At 64.7% G+C, this 12,888-nt stretch carries 29 protein-coding genes; 25 read left to right on the top strand and 4 right to left on the bottom strand.

Annotated features, from left to right (window positions below):
- Positions 1 to 227 precede the first annotated feature (227 nt).
- Together ACFQ9K_RS40930 and ACFQ9K_RS40935 are read left to right on the top strand one after the other, a co-directional pair.
- Entirely contained in the window at positions 228 to 1,178 is a 951-nt protein-coding gene (locus tag ACFQ9K_RS40930; RefSeq protein ID WP_378720729.1) for a hypothetical protein, read from the top strand.
- A 208-nt stretch (positions 1,179 to 1,386) separates the two neighbouring features.
- Positions 1,387 to 2,007 (top strand): hypothetical protein, encoded by a 621-nt coding sequence (locus tag ACFQ9K_RS40935; RefSeq protein WP_378720730.1) that lies wholly within the window; start codon positions 1,387 to 1,389, stop codon positions 2,005 to 2,007.
- Between the two features lie 98 nt (positions 2,008 to 2,105).
- Here ACFQ9K_RS40935 and ACFQ9K_RS40940 read toward each other — a convergent pair whose 3' ends face one another.
- On the bottom strand, positions 2,106 to 2,522 hold the full coding sequence (locus ACFQ9K_RS40940) for an SLOG family protein (protein WP_378720731.1): 417 nt from the start codon (positions 2,520 to 2,522) through the stop codon (positions 2,106 to 2,108).
- A gap of 143 nt (positions 2,523 to 2,665) precedes the next feature.
- On the opposite strand from ACFQ9K_RS40940, the gene ACFQ9K_RS40945 reads away from it, so the two are divergent.
- From ACFQ9K_RS40945 to ACFQ9K_RS40995, 11 genes are all read left to right on the top strand, one after another.
- A complete protein-coding gene (locus tag ACFQ9K_RS40945) occupies positions 2,666 to 3,139 on the top strand; it encodes a hypothetical protein (protein WP_378720732.1) in 474 nt (157 codons plus the stop codon).
- The gene (locus tag ACFQ9K_RS40950) at positions 3,136 to 3,357 is read left to right on the top strand and encodes a hypothetical protein (RefSeq protein ID WP_378720733.1); all 222 of its coding nucleotides are present in this window, start codon (positions 3,136 to 3,138) and stop codon (positions 3,355 to 3,357) included. The genes ACFQ9K_RS40945 and ACFQ9K_RS40950 overlap by 4 nt, the downstream gene beginning before the upstream one ends.
- Complete coding sequence (locus ACFQ9K_RS40955; protein ID WP_378720734.1) at positions 3,350 to 4,021, top strand: hypothetical protein; 672 nt, start codon at positions 3,350 to 3,352, stop codon at positions 4,019 to 4,021. The genes ACFQ9K_RS40950 and ACFQ9K_RS40955 overlap by 8 nt, the downstream gene beginning before the upstream one ends.
- Before the next feature lie 113 nt (positions 4,022 to 4,134).
- A complete protein-coding gene (locus ACFQ9K_RS40960) occupies positions 4,135 to 4,608 on the top strand; it encodes a CopG family transcriptional regulator (RefSeq protein WP_378720735.1) in 474 nt (157 codons plus the stop codon).
- Between the two features lie 4 nt (positions 4,609 to 4,612).
- A complete protein-coding gene (locus ACFQ9K_RS40965; protein WP_378720736.1) occupies positions 4,613 to 4,930 on the top strand; it encodes a hypothetical protein in 318 nt (105 codons plus the stop codon).
- 206 nt (positions 4,931 to 5,136) lie between these two features.
- The gene (locus tag ACFQ9K_RS40970) at positions 5,137 to 5,448 is read left to right on the top strand and encodes a hypothetical protein (RefSeq protein ID WP_378720737.1); all 312 of its coding nucleotides are present in this window, start codon (positions 5,137 to 5,139) and stop codon (positions 5,446 to 5,448) included.
- Positions 5,445 to 5,672 carry a long chain fatty acid-CoA synthetase Faa4p gene (locus tag ACFQ9K_RS40975; protein ID WP_378720738.1) on the top strand — a complete coding sequence of 76 codons (228 nt, stop codon included), beginning with the start codon at positions 5,445 to 5,447 and terminating at the stop codon, positions 5,670 to 5,672. The genes ACFQ9K_RS40970 and ACFQ9K_RS40975 overlap by 4 nt, the downstream gene beginning before the upstream one ends.
- Positions 5,669 to 5,908, top strand: a complete 240-nt coding sequence (locus ACFQ9K_RS40980; RefSeq protein ID WP_378720739.1) for a hypothetical protein — start codon at positions 5,669 to 5,671, stop codon at positions 5,906 to 5,908. Before ACFQ9K_RS40975 ends, ACFQ9K_RS40980 begins: the two co-directional genes overlap by 4 nt.
- Complete coding sequence (locus ACFQ9K_RS40985; RefSeq protein ID WP_378720740.1) at positions 5,898 to 6,113, top strand: hypothetical protein; 216 nt, start codon at positions 5,898 to 5,900, stop codon at positions 6,111 to 6,113. The genes ACFQ9K_RS40980 and ACFQ9K_RS40985 overlap by 11 nt, the downstream gene beginning before the upstream one ends.
- A gap of 56 nt (positions 6,114 to 6,169) precedes the next feature.
- Entirely contained in the window at positions 6,170 to 6,415 is a 246-nt protein-coding gene (locus tag ACFQ9K_RS40990; protein ID WP_378720741.1) for a hypothetical protein, read from the top strand.
- The gene (locus ACFQ9K_RS40995) at positions 6,412 to 6,762 is read left to right on the top strand and encodes a PadR family transcriptional regulator (protein WP_378720742.1); all 351 of its coding nucleotides are present in this window, start codon (positions 6,412 to 6,414) and stop codon (positions 6,760 to 6,762) included. Before ACFQ9K_RS40990 ends, ACFQ9K_RS40995 begins: the two co-directional genes overlap by 4 nt.
- Before the next feature lie 96 nt (positions 6,763 to 6,858).
- Here the strand turns inward: ACFQ9K_RS40995 and ACFQ9K_RS41000 are convergent, their stop codons facing one another.
- The 3 genes from ACFQ9K_RS41000 to ACFQ9K_RS41010 all read right to left on the bottom strand — a co-directional run bounded on the left by ACFQ9K_RS41000 (position 6,859) and on the right by ACFQ9K_RS41010 (position 8,540).
- Positions 6,859 to 7,152 carry a hypothetical protein gene (locus ACFQ9K_RS41000; protein WP_378720743.1) on the bottom strand — a complete coding sequence of 98 codons (294 nt, stop codon included), beginning with the start codon at positions 7,150 to 7,152 and terminating at the stop codon, positions 6,859 to 6,861.
- A 315-nt stretch (positions 7,153 to 7,467) separates the two neighbouring features.
- A complete protein-coding gene (locus tag ACFQ9K_RS41005) occupies positions 7,468 to 7,668 on the bottom strand; it encodes a DUF397 domain-containing protein (RefSeq protein WP_378720744.1) in 201 nt (66 codons plus the stop codon).
- On the bottom strand, positions 7,665 to 8,540 hold the full coding sequence (locus ACFQ9K_RS41010) for a helix-turn-helix domain-containing protein (RefSeq protein ID WP_378720746.1): 876 nt from the start codon (positions 8,538 to 8,540) through the stop codon (positions 7,665 to 7,667). Before ACFQ9K_RS41010 ends, ACFQ9K_RS41005 begins: the two co-directional genes overlap by 4 nt.
- 268 nt (positions 8,541 to 8,808) lie before the next feature.
- On the opposite strand from ACFQ9K_RS41010, the gene ACFQ9K_RS41015 reads away from it, so the two are divergent.
- The 12 genes from ACFQ9K_RS41015 to ACFQ9K_RS41070 all read left to right on the top strand — a co-directional run bounded on the left by ACFQ9K_RS41015 (position 8,809) and on the right by ACFQ9K_RS41070 (position 12,881).
- The gene (locus ACFQ9K_RS41015; RefSeq protein WP_378720747.1) at positions 8,809 to 8,988 is read left to right on the top strand and encodes a hypothetical protein; all 180 of its coding nucleotides are present in this window, start codon (positions 8,809 to 8,811) and stop codon (positions 8,986 to 8,988) included.
- Positions 8,989 to 8,991: 3 nt separating this feature from the next.
- On the top strand, positions 8,992 to 9,258 hold the full coding sequence (locus tag ACFQ9K_RS41020; RefSeq protein WP_378720748.1) for a hypothetical protein: 267 nt from the start codon (positions 8,992 to 8,994) through the stop codon (positions 9,256 to 9,258).
- Complete coding sequence (locus tag ACFQ9K_RS41025) at positions 9,255 to 9,431, top strand: hypothetical protein (RefSeq protein WP_378720749.1); 177 nt, start codon at positions 9,255 to 9,257, stop codon at positions 9,429 to 9,431. The genes ACFQ9K_RS41020 and ACFQ9K_RS41025 overlap by 4 nt, the downstream gene beginning before the upstream one ends.
- Positions 9,428 to 9,775, top strand: coding sequence for a hypothetical protein (locus tag ACFQ9K_RS41030; protein ID WP_378720750.1), 348 nt, complete (start codon positions 9,428 to 9,430; stop codon positions 9,773 to 9,775). Before ACFQ9K_RS41025 ends, ACFQ9K_RS41030 begins: the two co-directional genes overlap by 4 nt.
- Positions 9,765 to 10,094 carry a hypothetical protein gene (locus ACFQ9K_RS41035; RefSeq protein ID WP_378720752.1) on the top strand — a complete coding sequence of 110 codons (330 nt, stop codon included), beginning with the start codon at positions 9,765 to 9,767 and terminating at the stop codon, positions 10,092 to 10,094. The genes ACFQ9K_RS41030 and ACFQ9K_RS41035 overlap by 11 nt, the downstream gene beginning before the upstream one ends.
- On the top strand, positions 10,091 to 11,083 hold the full coding sequence (locus tag ACFQ9K_RS41040) for an SAM-dependent methyltransferase (RefSeq protein ID WP_378720754.1): 993 nt from the start codon (positions 10,091 to 10,093) through the stop codon (positions 11,081 to 11,083). Before ACFQ9K_RS41035 ends, ACFQ9K_RS41040 begins: the two co-directional genes overlap by 4 nt.
- A 171-nt stretch (positions 11,084 to 11,254) precedes the next feature.
- Complete coding sequence (locus tag ACFQ9K_RS41045; RefSeq protein ID WP_378720756.1) at positions 11,255 to 11,458, top strand: cold-shock protein; 204 nt, start codon at positions 11,255 to 11,257, stop codon at positions 11,456 to 11,458.
- A complete protein-coding gene (locus ACFQ9K_RS41050) occupies positions 11,455 to 11,697 on the top strand; it encodes a hypothetical protein (RefSeq protein ID WP_378720757.1) in 243 nt (80 codons plus the stop codon). Before ACFQ9K_RS41045 ends, ACFQ9K_RS41050 begins: the two co-directional genes overlap by 4 nt.
- Positions 11,694 to 12,035: a hypothetical protein gene (locus tag ACFQ9K_RS41055; RefSeq protein ID WP_378720758.1), complete on the top strand. Its 342-nt coding sequence runs from the start codon at positions 11,694 to 11,696 to the stop codon at positions 12,033 to 12,035. Before ACFQ9K_RS41050 ends, ACFQ9K_RS41055 begins: the two co-directional genes overlap by 4 nt.
- Positions 12,032 to 12,283, top strand: coding sequence for a hypothetical protein (locus tag ACFQ9K_RS41060; protein ID WP_378720759.1), 252 nt, complete (start codon positions 12,032 to 12,034; stop codon positions 12,281 to 12,283). The genes ACFQ9K_RS41055 and ACFQ9K_RS41060 overlap by 4 nt, the downstream gene beginning before the upstream one ends.
- A gap of 74 nt (positions 12,284 to 12,357) precedes the next feature.
- Positions 12,358 to 12,564: a hypothetical protein gene (locus ACFQ9K_RS41065; protein WP_378720760.1), complete on the top strand. Its 207-nt coding sequence runs from the start codon at positions 12,358 to 12,360 to the stop codon at positions 12,562 to 12,564.
- Complete coding sequence (locus tag ACFQ9K_RS41070) at positions 12,561 to 12,881, top strand: hypothetical protein (protein ID WP_378720761.1); 321 nt, start codon at positions 12,561 to 12,563, stop codon at positions 12,879 to 12,881. The genes ACFQ9K_RS41065 and ACFQ9K_RS41070 overlap by 4 nt, the downstream gene beginning before the upstream one ends.
- Positions 12,882 to 12,888 lie beyond the last annotated feature (7 nt).

Genomic DNA, 12,888 nt, shown 5'->3' on the forward strand with positions numbered 1-12,888 from the left:
CTGGGAGAAGTGACGATAGGGGGTGAAAAGCCCTGACCTGGGCGTGTTCGTAGTCAACCACGGCGAACCCATCTGGGTAGGGATACCTCCCAACTGGCCCCACTGGAGGCCCCCGTGACCACTCCCGCCATCACCTCCCCGGCCTACAGCCACCGGGCAACACCCGCGACCCGCTTGACCGAGTCCGGCCAGATCAATTTCATTTCCTCGGTATCGGAGGAAATGAAATGACCGCCGCGAGGATCGTCGAATGCAAGTTCCCCGGCTGCCATGAGCCCGTCACGCGGACTGGCAGGCGGGGGCGACCGGCGGAGCTGTGCGCGAACCCGAAGCACACGTCCAGCGCCCTCTATGAAATCAACAGGGCGGCCGATGCGAAGGCCGCCAGAGTCGCCGCAGAACGACAGGACGCGATCATGCGGCCGGTGAGCGCCAGGGCCGATGCACTGGTGGGTCTTGTTCGCCGGATGGAAGAACTGTTCGGAGAGTTGCCCGCCTTGGTCGCCGATGTGCGCGACGTGCTGGAGGTCATCGCCGATCCGCTGTCCGTAACAGAGGAGATCGCGGCCGTGCGCAGGGAATGCGATAAGAGGGTTGCCGACGCGGACCTTGCACGCGCCGATGCTGAACGTCAGGCAGAGCAAGCGTATGCCGAACGTGACGCCGCGATGGCCGCGCGGGAGTTGGCCGACGCCGCCGCCGATGAGGCGCTTGAGGCGCGAGACGAAGCGATCGATGAACTCGATCAGGTGCGCCGCGAAACGCGGGAGAAGGTGATCGAGGTGCAAGGATTGTTCAACAGCGCGCGCAAGGAACAGGCGATCGCCGAAAGTGACCGCGACGCCGCCGTCCGGATCGCGGAGGCACGACTCGCGGAAGTGGGCACCGCTCGCACGGATCTCATTGATGAACGGCGCGAGGGGCAGCGGCGGATCGATGAGGCGCACGCCGCGCACGCCCAGGAAATGGCCGCCGTCCGCGCCGCCGCCGATAAGGCGATTATGGAGATGCGAGCCCAGAATGGGCTGGATATCGCGGCGGTTCGAGACGAGGCGGCCACGATCCGGGCAGAGCTTCGCGAAGATCTGGAGGCGGCGCACGCTGAGTTGAATGCGTTGCGGCGGACCGGGGAATTCGCCCCGGCGCTGGTGCCTCAGAAGCGGTTTGGGACGAAGTGAGTTCACCCGCTGCCCTGTGCAGCGGATCAGTCCTTCCGTATGGCAACTAAAATTCGATGCGGAAGGCGAAGCGCCGCAGAGCCTCCCATGGCGTGGTTGATGAATCAATCTCGGCAGGGCAACAATTCGGCGAATTGCCCCCGGGTGCGGTCGACGTTTGATAGCAAGGACGGATCTGACGATACGCACCACGAGAAAGGGGCTCCATATGCCCGGTCACAATGCCTATCCGGACGAGGTACGCGAAGACTTCGTAACGAAGGTCCGCGACCTCATGAACGGTGAGGAGAAGCTTTCGTTGACCGCTGCCGCGAATCGGCTCGCACAGCCAGGAGGGCCCAGCGGGGCAACCATTATCGGCTGGGCCAAACCCAAGCCGCCACAATCGCGGCCGTCACGCGCGAAGCGCAACGGCCATGCGAAATTTGGTAAGGATCGGGGCGAAGCTCTGGCCGTGATAGAAAACCTCATGGGTGAAGGATTCACACTTCCCGAGGCCATGAAGGCAGTGTCCGACCTGCCGGGAGGTCCGACGATGTCGAAGCTGAAGACTTGGGCCGAAGAGGCTAACTTGACCCCCGGGAAGGCAGTGGCGACTGTGGCACCACAGAAGATCGCGACGGCCGAAGATGTTCAGCCCGAACAAGCGCTGGAGCCTGCTGGGGAGCGGGAGTTGATAGCGCGACTGGACGCGGCGAACGCGGAGAACGGGGAGTTGCGCACGAAACTGCGTGAGGCGCTGGTGGCGTTGGACGCCGCTGATCAGATCATCGATCAGTTTTGCCCGCACGTGGCCACCTACATGAATTTCCGGCAGCGGGTCGCCTAGACCCGTCACGACCCCCGGTTCCCGCTGCGGGGAACTGGAAAGGCCCCGGAGGTTACCTCCGGGGCCTTTCGTCGCGGTGCCTGCGGGTCCACCGCTACCTAACAGGCGACGCCGTAGTTGAGCACCGGAATGCCCGCCGCCGTGGCCATCTCCATGCATCCGTAGGTGCCGATGGAGTCTGCCAGCGGGAAGGCCAGGACGAGATCGGCTCCGGCGGCCACCATGTCGCGGTTGCGCAGCGGGCCCGCCTTGAGGCCCAGGCGTTTCCAGTGGGCCGGGTAGGGGGCCGGGATCACTCGCACAGCCCCGCCGGGGGCGGCCATGCGCCGCGCCCAGATGTGCGCGTGGCGGTCGGCACCGTCCCAGTGGGCACCGTGGGCCACGGTGAGCGCGTCGCCCGCGCTGAGACCGCTGTAGGCGTCGGCAAGCGCCGCCCAGACGGCCCAGGGGTCGGGCCATCGCCGTGAGCCGGTGACGATCACCCGCGCCGCTGTCACCAGCAATCCTGAGGCCACTTCGTCTCCAAGATCATTCAGGGTCCTGTCGGCCACCTGGCTTGGGCACTGACGGTATGCACGATTCATGAATCGTCGGGGGATTCATGAATCGGGTGAACAGCCGCCGAACCCGCGCCGCCGGAACGGAATACGGTTGGCGCGTGATGATCATTGCCGACGCGGTGCGCATCCGCTTCTCCTTCGGAGGTTCGAACGGGGGTGCGTTGGGTGTAAAGCGTTCTGCGGGTCGGCAATTGGGGGATTCCTGCGAGAATCAGACTGGTCATCCGTTTCTTCCTATTGCGGCCCGCCTCTCCGGGCGCGGCGATAGGGTGCGAAACATGGGGATCGACTTACTCTCGTTAACGATCGGCTACGGCGCGTGCCTCGCGTCCGTCGGATTCGGTTCGGCGCTATCGCATGCCAAGCAACGACGTCGCGCTGCGGCGGGGATCGTGTCGCGTTGCTCTTGCAAGCACACGGTTGCCTATCACAATCCCGAAACCGGCGCTTGCCACGCCGAGATTTGTACGGATCGTTTGGCTGACAGGTGGGCTAAGTGCTCGTGCCAGCGGTACGACGGGCCGCCCCTGGTGACGGATTTCTTCGTACCGGAACTGCCGGGCAAGCCATGACGCCGGAGCCGGAGGACGTGGCGAACCTCCGCGCCCTGACCCGCAAGGTGTTGGGGGAGGAGGCTCCTCCACCGCTGGAGCGGCCTTCCCCGGAGCAAATCGCCCGGATCAAAGCGCTGATCGCGAAGCGGCTTGCGCGCCGGGACGCTTTGCGGTCGAAACTGGCCCAGCTCCGGATTCAGATCGAGAACAGGCAGGTTACCGAAGAAGGTGAGTAGCGAGGTGGACATGTCGATCCCGAAGGATGTGCGGGCGTGGATGCAAGACCTACGCGAAGTCGGCCTGGAGCCGCACGCGGCGCGGGAAGCTGAACTGTGGGTGGTTTCGGTGACGACGGAGCGCGCCGAAATGCGCCTGGAACTACAGCGATCCGACGATGGCCGGTGGAAATGGCACGACTCCACCCTCACCGTCGACGGCGAACTTCGGCCGAACGCGAAGGACGCCGACGATCTGGCGCGCATCATCCGGCTGGCCAACGGGCTCGAGCCGGACGAAATTCTTCCGATGCCCCCGGAACGTGATCCGTCCGAAGCGCCGCCGCAAGTCCAGCAGCAGTATTACAACTTTGCCCGGCGTACCGATGTGCCCGTCCTGGTCGGCTACGACGGTCAGGTCTGGGTGATCGGTCTCGACATGGAGCGGGCGTCCCTGCGGCTGGTGTATGTCCGGCGTGCTCGGCACCGACTGGAGACCCGGATCGCGCTCTACATCGACGGCGAAAACCGATCCGCCGAAGTGGCGGGCGATCTGACGCGGGCGATGGCGATGATGGCTGCGGCCAATCAGTCTCCCGCCGCACCGAAGACGATCGGCGCGGCCTCTGGTCCCGCGAACCCGAATTCGCCGGAGTCGCGCAAGGGGACCGTGATGCGGAACTGACTTTCCGCGCCATGTGAACAACCTATTTCCGGTACCGTTTATTGCACCCTCCCATCTCTGTAGCCTAGCCTTAAACGGTACCGTTTATTGTTTCTCCAATAGGGAGGTTCCCCGTGGCCATCGTCAGCGTGTACGAATACCCCGCCCCCGGCGACTACGAAAGCCCACGTAAACGAGTCGGTTTCTTCGACCCCAGCAAGGCCCTGAAGTGGTCCGACAAGGAGGACTACAGCGACACAGGAAGTGGCGGCGTCGGCGCGGGGCAAGCCGTCCTCCTCACCGCCAAGGGCCGATGGATCCTCCAGCATTGGACGTTGTGGCAGGGCCAGGGGGACCGTCACGAATACATCACCGGCGACCAGGCGCGGGAATGGTTGCTGGACAACAACTTCCCCGAAGCTGTCGCAGAGTACTTCGGCGAGGTCGAGGAGGAAGACGGCCCCGGGCGTCCCGCGATCGGCAAGGGCTCCACGCTCCGCCTCGGTGACGAACTCACCGCCCTGGCCGACCAGCGCGCCGAAGCCGACAACATCTCACGCGCGGAGCTGATCCGCCGCGCCGTCCGTCACTATCTGATCGAGGAGTAAATCCATGCCCGACCTGGCCTCCCTCGTGACCATTGCGATAACCGGCCTGGTCCTCGTCGCATTCTTCCGCCCGGAAATCCTCAGCGGTCAACGGCAACGGCTGGCCATGACGCGGGAGCTGGAGGTGTGGCGGCATCTCCACGCGGAGATGCAGGACCGACTAGACAGGGTCGACGCGGGACGCGATGACCGTGCGGCGCTGGTGCGCGCGCTGAACCAGGTGCAGGCCGCCGAAACCACGGTGCCCCTCCCCCGGCAGGTCCGGGATGCCGTGGACGACGCTCTCTCCCGGCACCGCGCCAGCATGGCCGACGGGCGATGACGTTCGTGGCGGACGGGTACGCGGACGCAACAACGCCGCACCGGTCGAGATATCAGCAAGACCGGGGCGGCGTTGGCGCATCACACCATCCCCCCGCCTACGCGGGGAACGCGGCCCCGGCTCAGCAACCTCCGGAAGCCTGCCGGGACAACTTCACTCCACTACTGCGAAGTGCGGCAACAGGATAGCAAGGAAAGGGGCTCGCGATGGACGATTCGGCACCAACGGAAATGCGTCAGGAGGTTTTCACCGACGGCGAGGTCGCCGGACAGAGCAAACGCCAGCGCAGACGACGGCGCGAGAAGGCCAGGCGGTTGCGCAAGATGGCCAAACAGCGGGTAGCCGAGAGGAAGGCTGTCGGCTGCCCCCGCCCGGACAAGGCGGCCTACAGCCCGAATGACGACTTCGAACGCAAGCTCCAAGAACGCGCGTTGGGTCCGGGTATGGAGATGTACGTCTGCCGATGTGGATTCAGCCACAACGGACATTCGTTTCAAGTAGAGGTGGGGCCCCTGTGAGCATCGAACTGGACCCGGTGGTGTTCACCGCCCGTGTCACCGGCCGCGACGGGCGGTTCTGGGCGATCTGGATACCGGAGTTGGGTGAGGACGCACGGACTCAGGCACTGGAGCTGAGCGACGTGGCCAAGGAGGCGCGGGACTACATCGCGGTCACGCTGGGCATCCCGCCCACGGAGGTCAGCGTGATCGTGGCCATGGGCGATGAGGAGGCCGAGCCGTGACGGCGAAAACGACCCTGACCGTTGTAATTAGCCGACGAGATCACGAACTTCTGACCAGCGTGGCCGCGATCAAGAACCTCCGTGTCGCAGAACAGGCGCGGCAGATCCTGTCCGAGGGGATCCGGCGGCTTCTCGATCCGGCGGAGATAGACAAGCTCCTCGACACGCAGCGCATCAAATGGCTGGCCGCCTGCGAAGCGGTCAGGGCTGAAAGCGGTACAGCGGATGACGACTGACCCCCGGAACAGGATCACGCTCACCTTGCATCCATCCACCGCTGCGGCAATCCGGGCGTATTCCGAAAGCAAGTGCGTCGGCACCACGGAGGCGGTGAAGCGGTTGATCACCCTCGGAAACGTCCTGTTCCAGGCCGACATTGCGGGCAAAAAGGTGTTACTGAAGGACGGCGACGAAATCGAATGCGTGTTGATTGTGGATTAGATGACCGGCAAACGCGTGCCGCCCGCGCCGGATACCGACACAGCTCCGGACGGCCAATGAAAGCACTCTTCGTCGGCGGGCCAATGCACATGTGCGCGTTGGAATTTCGCGAACCCGTGGACATCCGCCCCGTCAACGTCAACGGAATCCGCTACTTGCACGGCATCCTCACGCTGACCCACGCGGACGGAGTGCAGCGCCAGCATGTGGTATTCCACACGCCGGAGGCCGTGACGATCAGCGACTATCCGGAGGTTCTGGAGCACTTCTGGGACAACACCGAAAAGGATTGCCCGCCATGATGATTCGCCCATTACTCGACTACATCCAGCGCAGGCGATACACGCGCACCATGGTCGCGGTCGACAAGGTCGTGGACGCGCTCACCGAACGGCCGCACGCCCGCCATTCGGCGTTCGCGATCGCCCACCGTACGGGGCTTCGCACATGGCGGGTGTTCCGCGTCCTGGACCGCATGCTGGCGGACAAATGGCTCCGCGACGGCTGGGAACCCGCGACCGATCCCAAGCGCCCTCCCCGGCGCTACTACGAACTGACCGACGCCGGACGGGACGCCCTGGGTGTGCCGACAGGCCCCCGATGTCGCGAGGGAGCCACGAACTCCCGCGATGAGGACGCCAGCGACTGACTACACAGCAGGGCCGCCCCGGGCGAACTCCGGGACGGCCCTGCTGTCGTCACCATCAAACTGGAAGCGATCGATTGGAGGCCCCCAGGATAGCAGTCAGCTGCCGTCCTGGCGTTCAGCCGCGTCGAGTTCGGCGGCCTTCGCGTGAACCCGCGCAGCGAGCGCGCCGACGCGGGGCGAGAGCCACCGCATCACGGCGCTGAGGGCGAACCACGGCCACAGCACGGACGCCGCGAAGGTGAACACGATCGTGGTGAAGCACAGCGCCGGACTGTGCGGCAGCATCGCGACGATCGGATCGTCGTCCTTGTTCTCGCGGGCGGCTTCCCCGATGTGCACGATGAAGATCACCATGCACACGGCGTACGCGATGAGGAATTCCTCGACCACGACCGCGACGATACGTCATCGACGCGGTGACGTGAACCTGGCCCGCGACGGGGAAGGCCCGCCCCCACTCCATGAGGGGCGGGCCTTCGATCCCTGGCGGCGCAGGGGGAGCGCGAACCAGAGGTGCCCCGGGATGCGGGTGATTGGCCGGGGCGGGTACGCAGTATAGAACAGTGGGCCGCCCCGGATTCGGGGTGGCCCACTGCGGAGCGACGACCAGTGAAGTTATCGCGGTCGCGATTCTACCTTTTGGAACTATCACCCAAAAAGCCCCCGTCGGCACGTGGCCGACGGGGGCTTTGCTGGCGTTCCGCTTCAGCTGGGGCGGTTGAACTCTCCCCCAGCCGCGCCGCCGATGAACGCGTCCCACTCCTCGGCGTTGAAGGTCAACGCCGGTCCTGTCGGATTCTTCGAGTGGCGCACTCCGATTGCCCCTTCCGGGAGGAAAGCGACCTCGACACACGCGTCCTTGGCCGCGCTGAGGCTGGATTTGAACCACGTAACCGATTCGTTCACTGGTCGATCTCCTTCACGATCTCGAGGATGAGAGCACGGCTCTTGGCCTCACTGAGCGCCGCACGGGTTATCACGGCATACGCATCACGATACCGGCGCACCTGGTCTTCGTTGCCCAGATACAAGTCAGATGTGAACGTTTCCACATAGACCAGCGGCGGTTCGCTCATCCAGGACGGTGTTTGCGGCGGGAACTCGAGCAAGACGAACGGGCCGGTGACCAGCCCTTCGTGGCTTCCGGCGGTCAGGGGCACGACGCGGATCGTCACGTTGGGTCGTTTGCTCACGGCGACAAGGTGTTTGAGCTGTTCGACCATGACCCCCGGCTCACCGACGCGGCGGCGCAGCGCCGACTCGTCCAGCAACGCATGCATGGTGAAGGTTTCCGGCTCATCCAGCCTGGCCTGGCGCTTGGCTGCCAGTTCCAGCCGCCTTTCCACCTCGTCGGCCGGTAGGTCGGGATAGTTGGCGGGAATAATCGCGCGACGGTACGCGGAGGTCTGGACCATCCCGGGAAGCAACCTGTCTTGGTAGGAGTAGAGGCAGCGGGCGGATTGTTCGAGCCCCACATACACCTGGAAGTCGTCGGGGATCGCGTCGGCATAGATGTTCCACCAGTTCGGCTGACGCGCTTGCTCGGTCAGATCGAGAAGAATTTCGGTGATCTTGGCGTCCGCGCCGTACATCTCGCACAGGTTCTTGACAGCGCCAATTTTCATCTGTGAGTTCAGGCCGGATTCCCACGCCCACAACGTGTTTGCTCCGACATCCATGGCTTTGGCCGCCGCAGCCTGAGAGATCTTCGCGTCCTTCCGCAGCTGGCGGAGGTGTCGGCCTAGCAGCCGTCGGGGGAGTGTGGAGTCTCTGGTCATACGAGCCACCTTCGTTAGCACCACTACTGGTAGACACTCAATATTGAGTACTTTTATCTTACAACACTTTGGATTGAATACTCGATATCGAGCCCCCTTCGGTGCTGTACTGAAACAGCGCCCGGGAACGGGAAACGCCTAGTCATCCCCGCCAGGACGACAGCCGCGAAGGGGCCGGTCCAGCACTGCCAGACGACCAGTGTGCACTACGGACACGCCGTTTCGCACCCCCGTTCCCGGCCGCCCTCACACCACCAAGGGGATTGACATGCGGACACCGGTTCTTCCCATATATCACTGCGACGAAGACATTCCCTCGATCGCCAGCTACGACCAGGCGCAGGCAATCGCGTTGGCGCACAGTCGAATCCTCAACCACTCCCCCGGCTGTAAGGCCGACTTGGCGGCGGTCGCGTACCTCAGCGCCGGTCTGGACGATGAGGAGTGAGCCATGTTCGCCCTATGCGTGACCGCGCTCATCCTCGTCTTGACGGTCATCGTCGTGGCCGGGATCTGGTGGCCGCTACCGACCGAGGATTCCAGCCTATGCCGCGCCACGGGCGAGCGGATGCCACGCGGAACGCTCACCGTGGCGCAGGCGCGCCTGCTGGAGGTCCAGCACTCCCGATGCTCGGTCATGTGCCCGGATCGGGGGCGGGCGAAAAGCCGCCTGGCCGTCGCCAGGTACGCGGCGATGAACTTGGAGCCGGGCCGGTGAGCACCACCGGGACCGAACGCCAACGCCAGCTCTGCGACGTCGTGCGCGTCTTCGCCGACCCCGCCAAGGCCGAAGCCGCCGTCGCGGTCCACCGCCGCCTGCTGTGCACCCCCATCGATTGCCCGCGACTGCGGTCGGCGTTGCAGCAACTCACAGGAGATCAACCGTCATGAACACCCCCGATGTTTGCCGCCCCCCGTGCGCGATCGGCGCGCGACGGCTGGGCATCGCGATCCATGAGCAAGAGATGGTGTCGGCGATGCAGACCACGGCCGCCGCCTACGGCTACGCACTGTTGGACGGCATCGTCGTGATCGACCCCGACCGGGAGGACCCCACCGCCGATCTGATCGTCGCGGTTCGTACCCACCGGGCGGGGGCGGTCATCGTCCCGTCGCTGCCGCACCTGTGTGCGCCGACGAAGGTCAACAAGGTCTGTGGGGTGATCCTGGTGGAGCCCGAAGAGCCCAGCGCGGCAATGCATCTCAGCGTGGTCAGGCACTCCGATGACCGATAGCGCGCCCTGGGCGGCCATCTACATCAACGCCTTCGTCACCGGGGTGTCGTCGTGGAGCGGTGATCTGATGGACGTATTCGACGTGGCGCTGGACCAGGGCTATTTCGTGCGGAAGATCTTCGTTCGCGACCCCGGACACCCGGATGCCTTCGAACGGATGCTCACCGTCGTGCGCGAGGACGACCGGTTCGCCGCCGTGTTCACACCCGGCCTCATCCATATCGACGAGTACACCGGCCGCCGCACCCAGCTGATCACGCAGGTGGCCGACCTGATCGCGGCCCACCCCCCGCACATCACCCCCAAGGTGGCGTTGTGACAACGAATCTCCCCGCGTGCCCGGTCAGGGGTGAGCGCGCGGGGCTGGAAGGGAGCCCCCGGGCTGGGACAACCGGGGGCATCCCGACCACCGCGCAGGGGGCAACGTCGCCCCCGACGGTCAGCGTCGATCATCATGCGCGCGAAAAAGGTTGCCCGCCAGCGTGTTCTGGCGGGGACCTTCGAACAGGAGCCACCATGCGCGATGTTGAGCGCGTGCCCGCGATGAACCCGTATGTGCCCAGCTCCGCCCGCATCACCAACTATTTGCTGGACGGCAAGGACAACTACGACGTCGACCGTGAGGTCGCGCACCGCATGCTGAACATCGCCCCGGATACCAAGACCTTGGCGTGGTTCGTCCGCTCGTTCCTGGTGAAAGCGGTCTGTACGGCGGGCGAAGCGGGTGTGCGGCAGTACATCGATCTGGGTTGCGGCATGCCGCTGGACATGGACCGACTCAATGCCCATGACGCCGCGCACGAGGTCGACCCGCAGGCGCGCGTGGCCTACGTCGACAACGACCCGATCGTGATCGTGCATGCCGACGCGCTGCTGGCGACCCGGCCTGAGGTGTGGGCGTTGAAGGCCGACGTGCGCCAGCCCGGGGACCTCATCGACCGGTTGAAGAGTTTCATCGACTTCGGTGAGCCGGTCGCCGTCCTGATGGTCGGCGTGCTGGATTACGTGATGGACGACGAGGACCCATGCGGGATCGTCGCGGCGTTGCGCGATTCGATGGCACCGGGAAGCTGGATCGCGATCACTCAATACTCCACCGACACGCACCCGGATTTCATCGACCAATACCACGACGACACCGACCAGAGCCCGGCCCAGGCCGTTTTCCGGACGAAAGAACAGACGGAAAAGTTGTTCGACGGATTCGACCTTTCCGAACCGGGAGTAGTACCCGTACAGGAATGGCTGCGGGATAACCTTCCCGCCACCCGGGTAACAATTTACGGCGGAATGGCCGTGAAGACATAGGAAAGATTCCCGCGCGAAACCCGGTCAGGCGCGGGACGGGAAGGCCCCCGGCTTACTAGGCGGTACTGGGGGCCTTCACCCCAACAGACTCCCCGTAACAGACGGGGTGGGATGCGCCCGAAATCAGGCGCATTCGACACACGAAAAATCACGAACAGAAAAGAAAAGACCATGGCACAAGGCATCGTCAAATGGTTCAACGCCGAAAAGGGTTTCGGATTCATCGCCCAGGACAACGGCGGCCCCGACGTTTTCGTGCATTACTCGAACGTTCAGGGCACCGGGTTCCGGACCCTGGAGGAGGGGCAGCGCGTGGAGTTCGAAGTCGGGCAAGGCCAGAAGGGGCCGCAGGCGGAGGGGGTCCGGGCCCTGTGATCACCGCCCGCGCCAAACGGATCGGCCGCGACCAACGCACGCTCCGCATCGCGTGGCGCGGGGCCATGGGCGTGACGGTGACGGCCGGGGTCGTCACCGCCATGACCCTGTTCGGGTACATCGCCCCGCACAACCGCACGGTGGTGATCGTTGCATCGGTCATCACGCTGATCGGCATCGGGACTCTCCGCAAGCTCGCGCCCAGACTGGCCGCCCCAGAGGCCCAGGGCAAGCAATGATCGACGTCGGTGTCCGCCAGTTCTTCGGCCTGTCGCGGTTCGCCTTGCTCAAGGGCATGCCGCGTGAGGAGTTGGAGCGGTTGCGCCATCAGAAATGGGTGCCGGACCCCGATGTCGTGGTCGGCAGCCGCAGCGGATGGTCGTTGCCGTGCATCCAGCACTTCACGCCCTACGGCAGGCCGTTCCGGCGGGCACCGATCCTGTTCTACGACGACGAGTCGACAATGCTGCGCCGTTACGGCCTGGCCGGTGATGTGTTCTGGGCCCAGATCGCGGCCGGGCGTATCGGGAACCCGGTCGCCTGGGTCGACGGCCAGCCGGGTTGGGAGAAGGAATGAGCAAACGAATGCGCTTCACCTCCTGGGAGCATGCCAAACGTCGGCGGCGCATCTGCCGGGCTCTGGACACCGCGCGCCAATTCTTCACCGTGCTCACGGTTATCTTGCTGACCATTACGGCGTGCAATTACCTGGTAGGCCCGTTCCTGCGCCCCCAGGCCGCCGCCCTGGTGTTCGGGAGTATCGGCGTAGTGGTCGTCGCCGCCATTGTGTTGCACGTCGAACTGAAAAGGAGGCAACGGCGGTAACGCTGCCGCAAAACGCAGAAAACGCCCCGGCCCTGTCAAGGGCCGGGGCATTCCTCGTACGGAAGTGAGAGATCGTGGAAGACATCGTGCTCGACGAAGAGAACGAAAAGAGGGTGGCGGCGTATATGGCCGACAAGAAGGTCGACCGCAATCAGGCGCTGAATCAGCTGATCTATCTCGGCAATCGCGTGCACAAGGTGCACCAGTTCGGCTATCCGACGAGGCTGGTCAGCGCGGGCACGTCGTTTCTCGTCAAGCCGTTCGATCAGGGCCCGCTATGAGCAAACGCGTGTTCTTGGATGAGGTCGAAGCGCTCGAGGTCGCCTATCTCACGCTCCCGCTGGCGGTGCTGGGATGCTGGGGCGGTGCGGGTGCGGCCATCGCGATCGGCACCGGCACCGCCGATATCCGGCCGCCGTGGCGGCGCTGGATTCTCACTGCCGTGCTGGCGTGGACGCTGGGTCATGCGGCGACGGCGGCGATGCTGGTCCGGATGATCAGCTATCTGCAATCACAGCGGTCCATCGACGTCGCCGCATCCAGACATGCTGCCGCGCGGGCGATTTCGAAGCGCAACAATGCCGAAAACCGCCCCTGATCGCACA

Source organism: Nocardia sp. NPDC056564 (assembly GCF_042793755.1).
In the GTDB taxonomy this organism is placed as follows: Bacteria; Actinomycetota; Actinomycetes; order Mycobacteriales; family Mycobacteriaceae; genus Nocardia.

Excerpts from the sequence above, each read along its gene's own strand:
- ACFQ9K_RS41010 (WP_378720746.1), bottom strand. The coding sequence starts at position 8,540 with ATGACCAGAGACTCCACACTCCCCCGACGGCTGCTAGGCCGACACCTC.
- ACFQ9K_RS40995 (WP_378720742.1), top strand. The coding sequence starts at position 6,412 with ATGATGATTCGCCCATTACTCGACTACATCCAGCGCAGGCGATACACG.
- ACFQ9K_RS41055 (WP_378720758.1), top strand. The coding sequence starts at position 11,694 with ATGATCGACGTCGGTGTCCGCCAGTTCTTCGGCCTGTCGCGGTTCGCC.
- ACFQ9K_RS41045 (WP_378720756.1), top strand. The coding sequence starts at position 11,255 with ATGGCACAAGGCATCGTCAAATGGTTCAACGCCGAAAAGGGTTTCGGA.
- ACFQ9K_RS41070 (WP_378720761.1), top strand. The coding sequence starts at position 12,561 with ATGAGCAAACGCGTGTTCTTGGATGAGGTCGAAGCGCTCGAGGTCGCC.
- ACFQ9K_RS41015 (WP_378720747.1), top strand. The coding sequence starts at position 8,809 with ATGCGGACACCGGTTCTTCCCATATATCACTGCGACGAAGACATTCCC.
- ACFQ9K_RS41035 (WP_378720752.1), top strand. The coding sequence starts at position 9,765 with ATGACCGATAGCGCGCCCTGGGCGGCCATCTACATCAACGCCTTCGTC.
- ACFQ9K_RS41020 (WP_378720748.1), top strand. The coding sequence starts at position 8,992 with ATGTTCGCCCTATGCGTGACCGCGCTCATCCTCGTCTTGACGGTCATC.
- ACFQ9K_RS40950 (WP_378720733.1), top strand. The coding sequence starts at position 3,136 with ATGACGCCGGAGCCGGAGGACGTGGCGAACCTCCGCGCCCTGACCCGC.
- ACFQ9K_RS40935 (WP_378720730.1), top strand. The coding sequence starts at position 1,387 with ATGCCCGGTCACAATGCCTATCCGGACGAGGTACGCGAAGACTTCGTA.
- ACFQ9K_RS41060 (WP_378720759.1), top strand. The coding sequence starts at position 12,032 with ATGAGCAAACGAATGCGCTTCACCTCCTGGGAGCATGCCAAACGTCGG.
- ACFQ9K_RS40990 (WP_378720741.1), top strand. The coding sequence starts at position 6,170 with ATGAAAGCACTCTTCGTCGGCGGGCCAATGCACATGTGCGCGTTGGAA.
- ACFQ9K_RS40970 (WP_378720737.1), top strand. The coding sequence starts at position 5,137 with ATGGACGATTCGGCACCAACGGAAATGCGTCAGGAGGTTTTCACCGAC.
- ACFQ9K_RS40930 (WP_378720729.1), top strand. The coding sequence starts at position 228 with ATGACCGCCGCGAGGATCGTCGAATGCAAGTTCCCCGGCTGCCATGAG.
- ACFQ9K_RS40985 (WP_378720740.1), top strand. The coding sequence starts at position 5,898 with ATGACGACTGACCCCCGGAACAGGATCACGCTCACCTTGCATCCATCC.
- ACFQ9K_RS40965 (WP_378720736.1), top strand. The coding sequence starts at position 4,613 with ATGCCCGACCTGGCCTCCCTCGTGACCATTGCGATAACCGGCCTGGTC.
- ACFQ9K_RS41030 (WP_378720750.1), top strand. The coding sequence starts at position 9,428 with ATGAACACCCCCGATGTTTGCCGCCCCCCGTGCGCGATCGGCGCGCGA.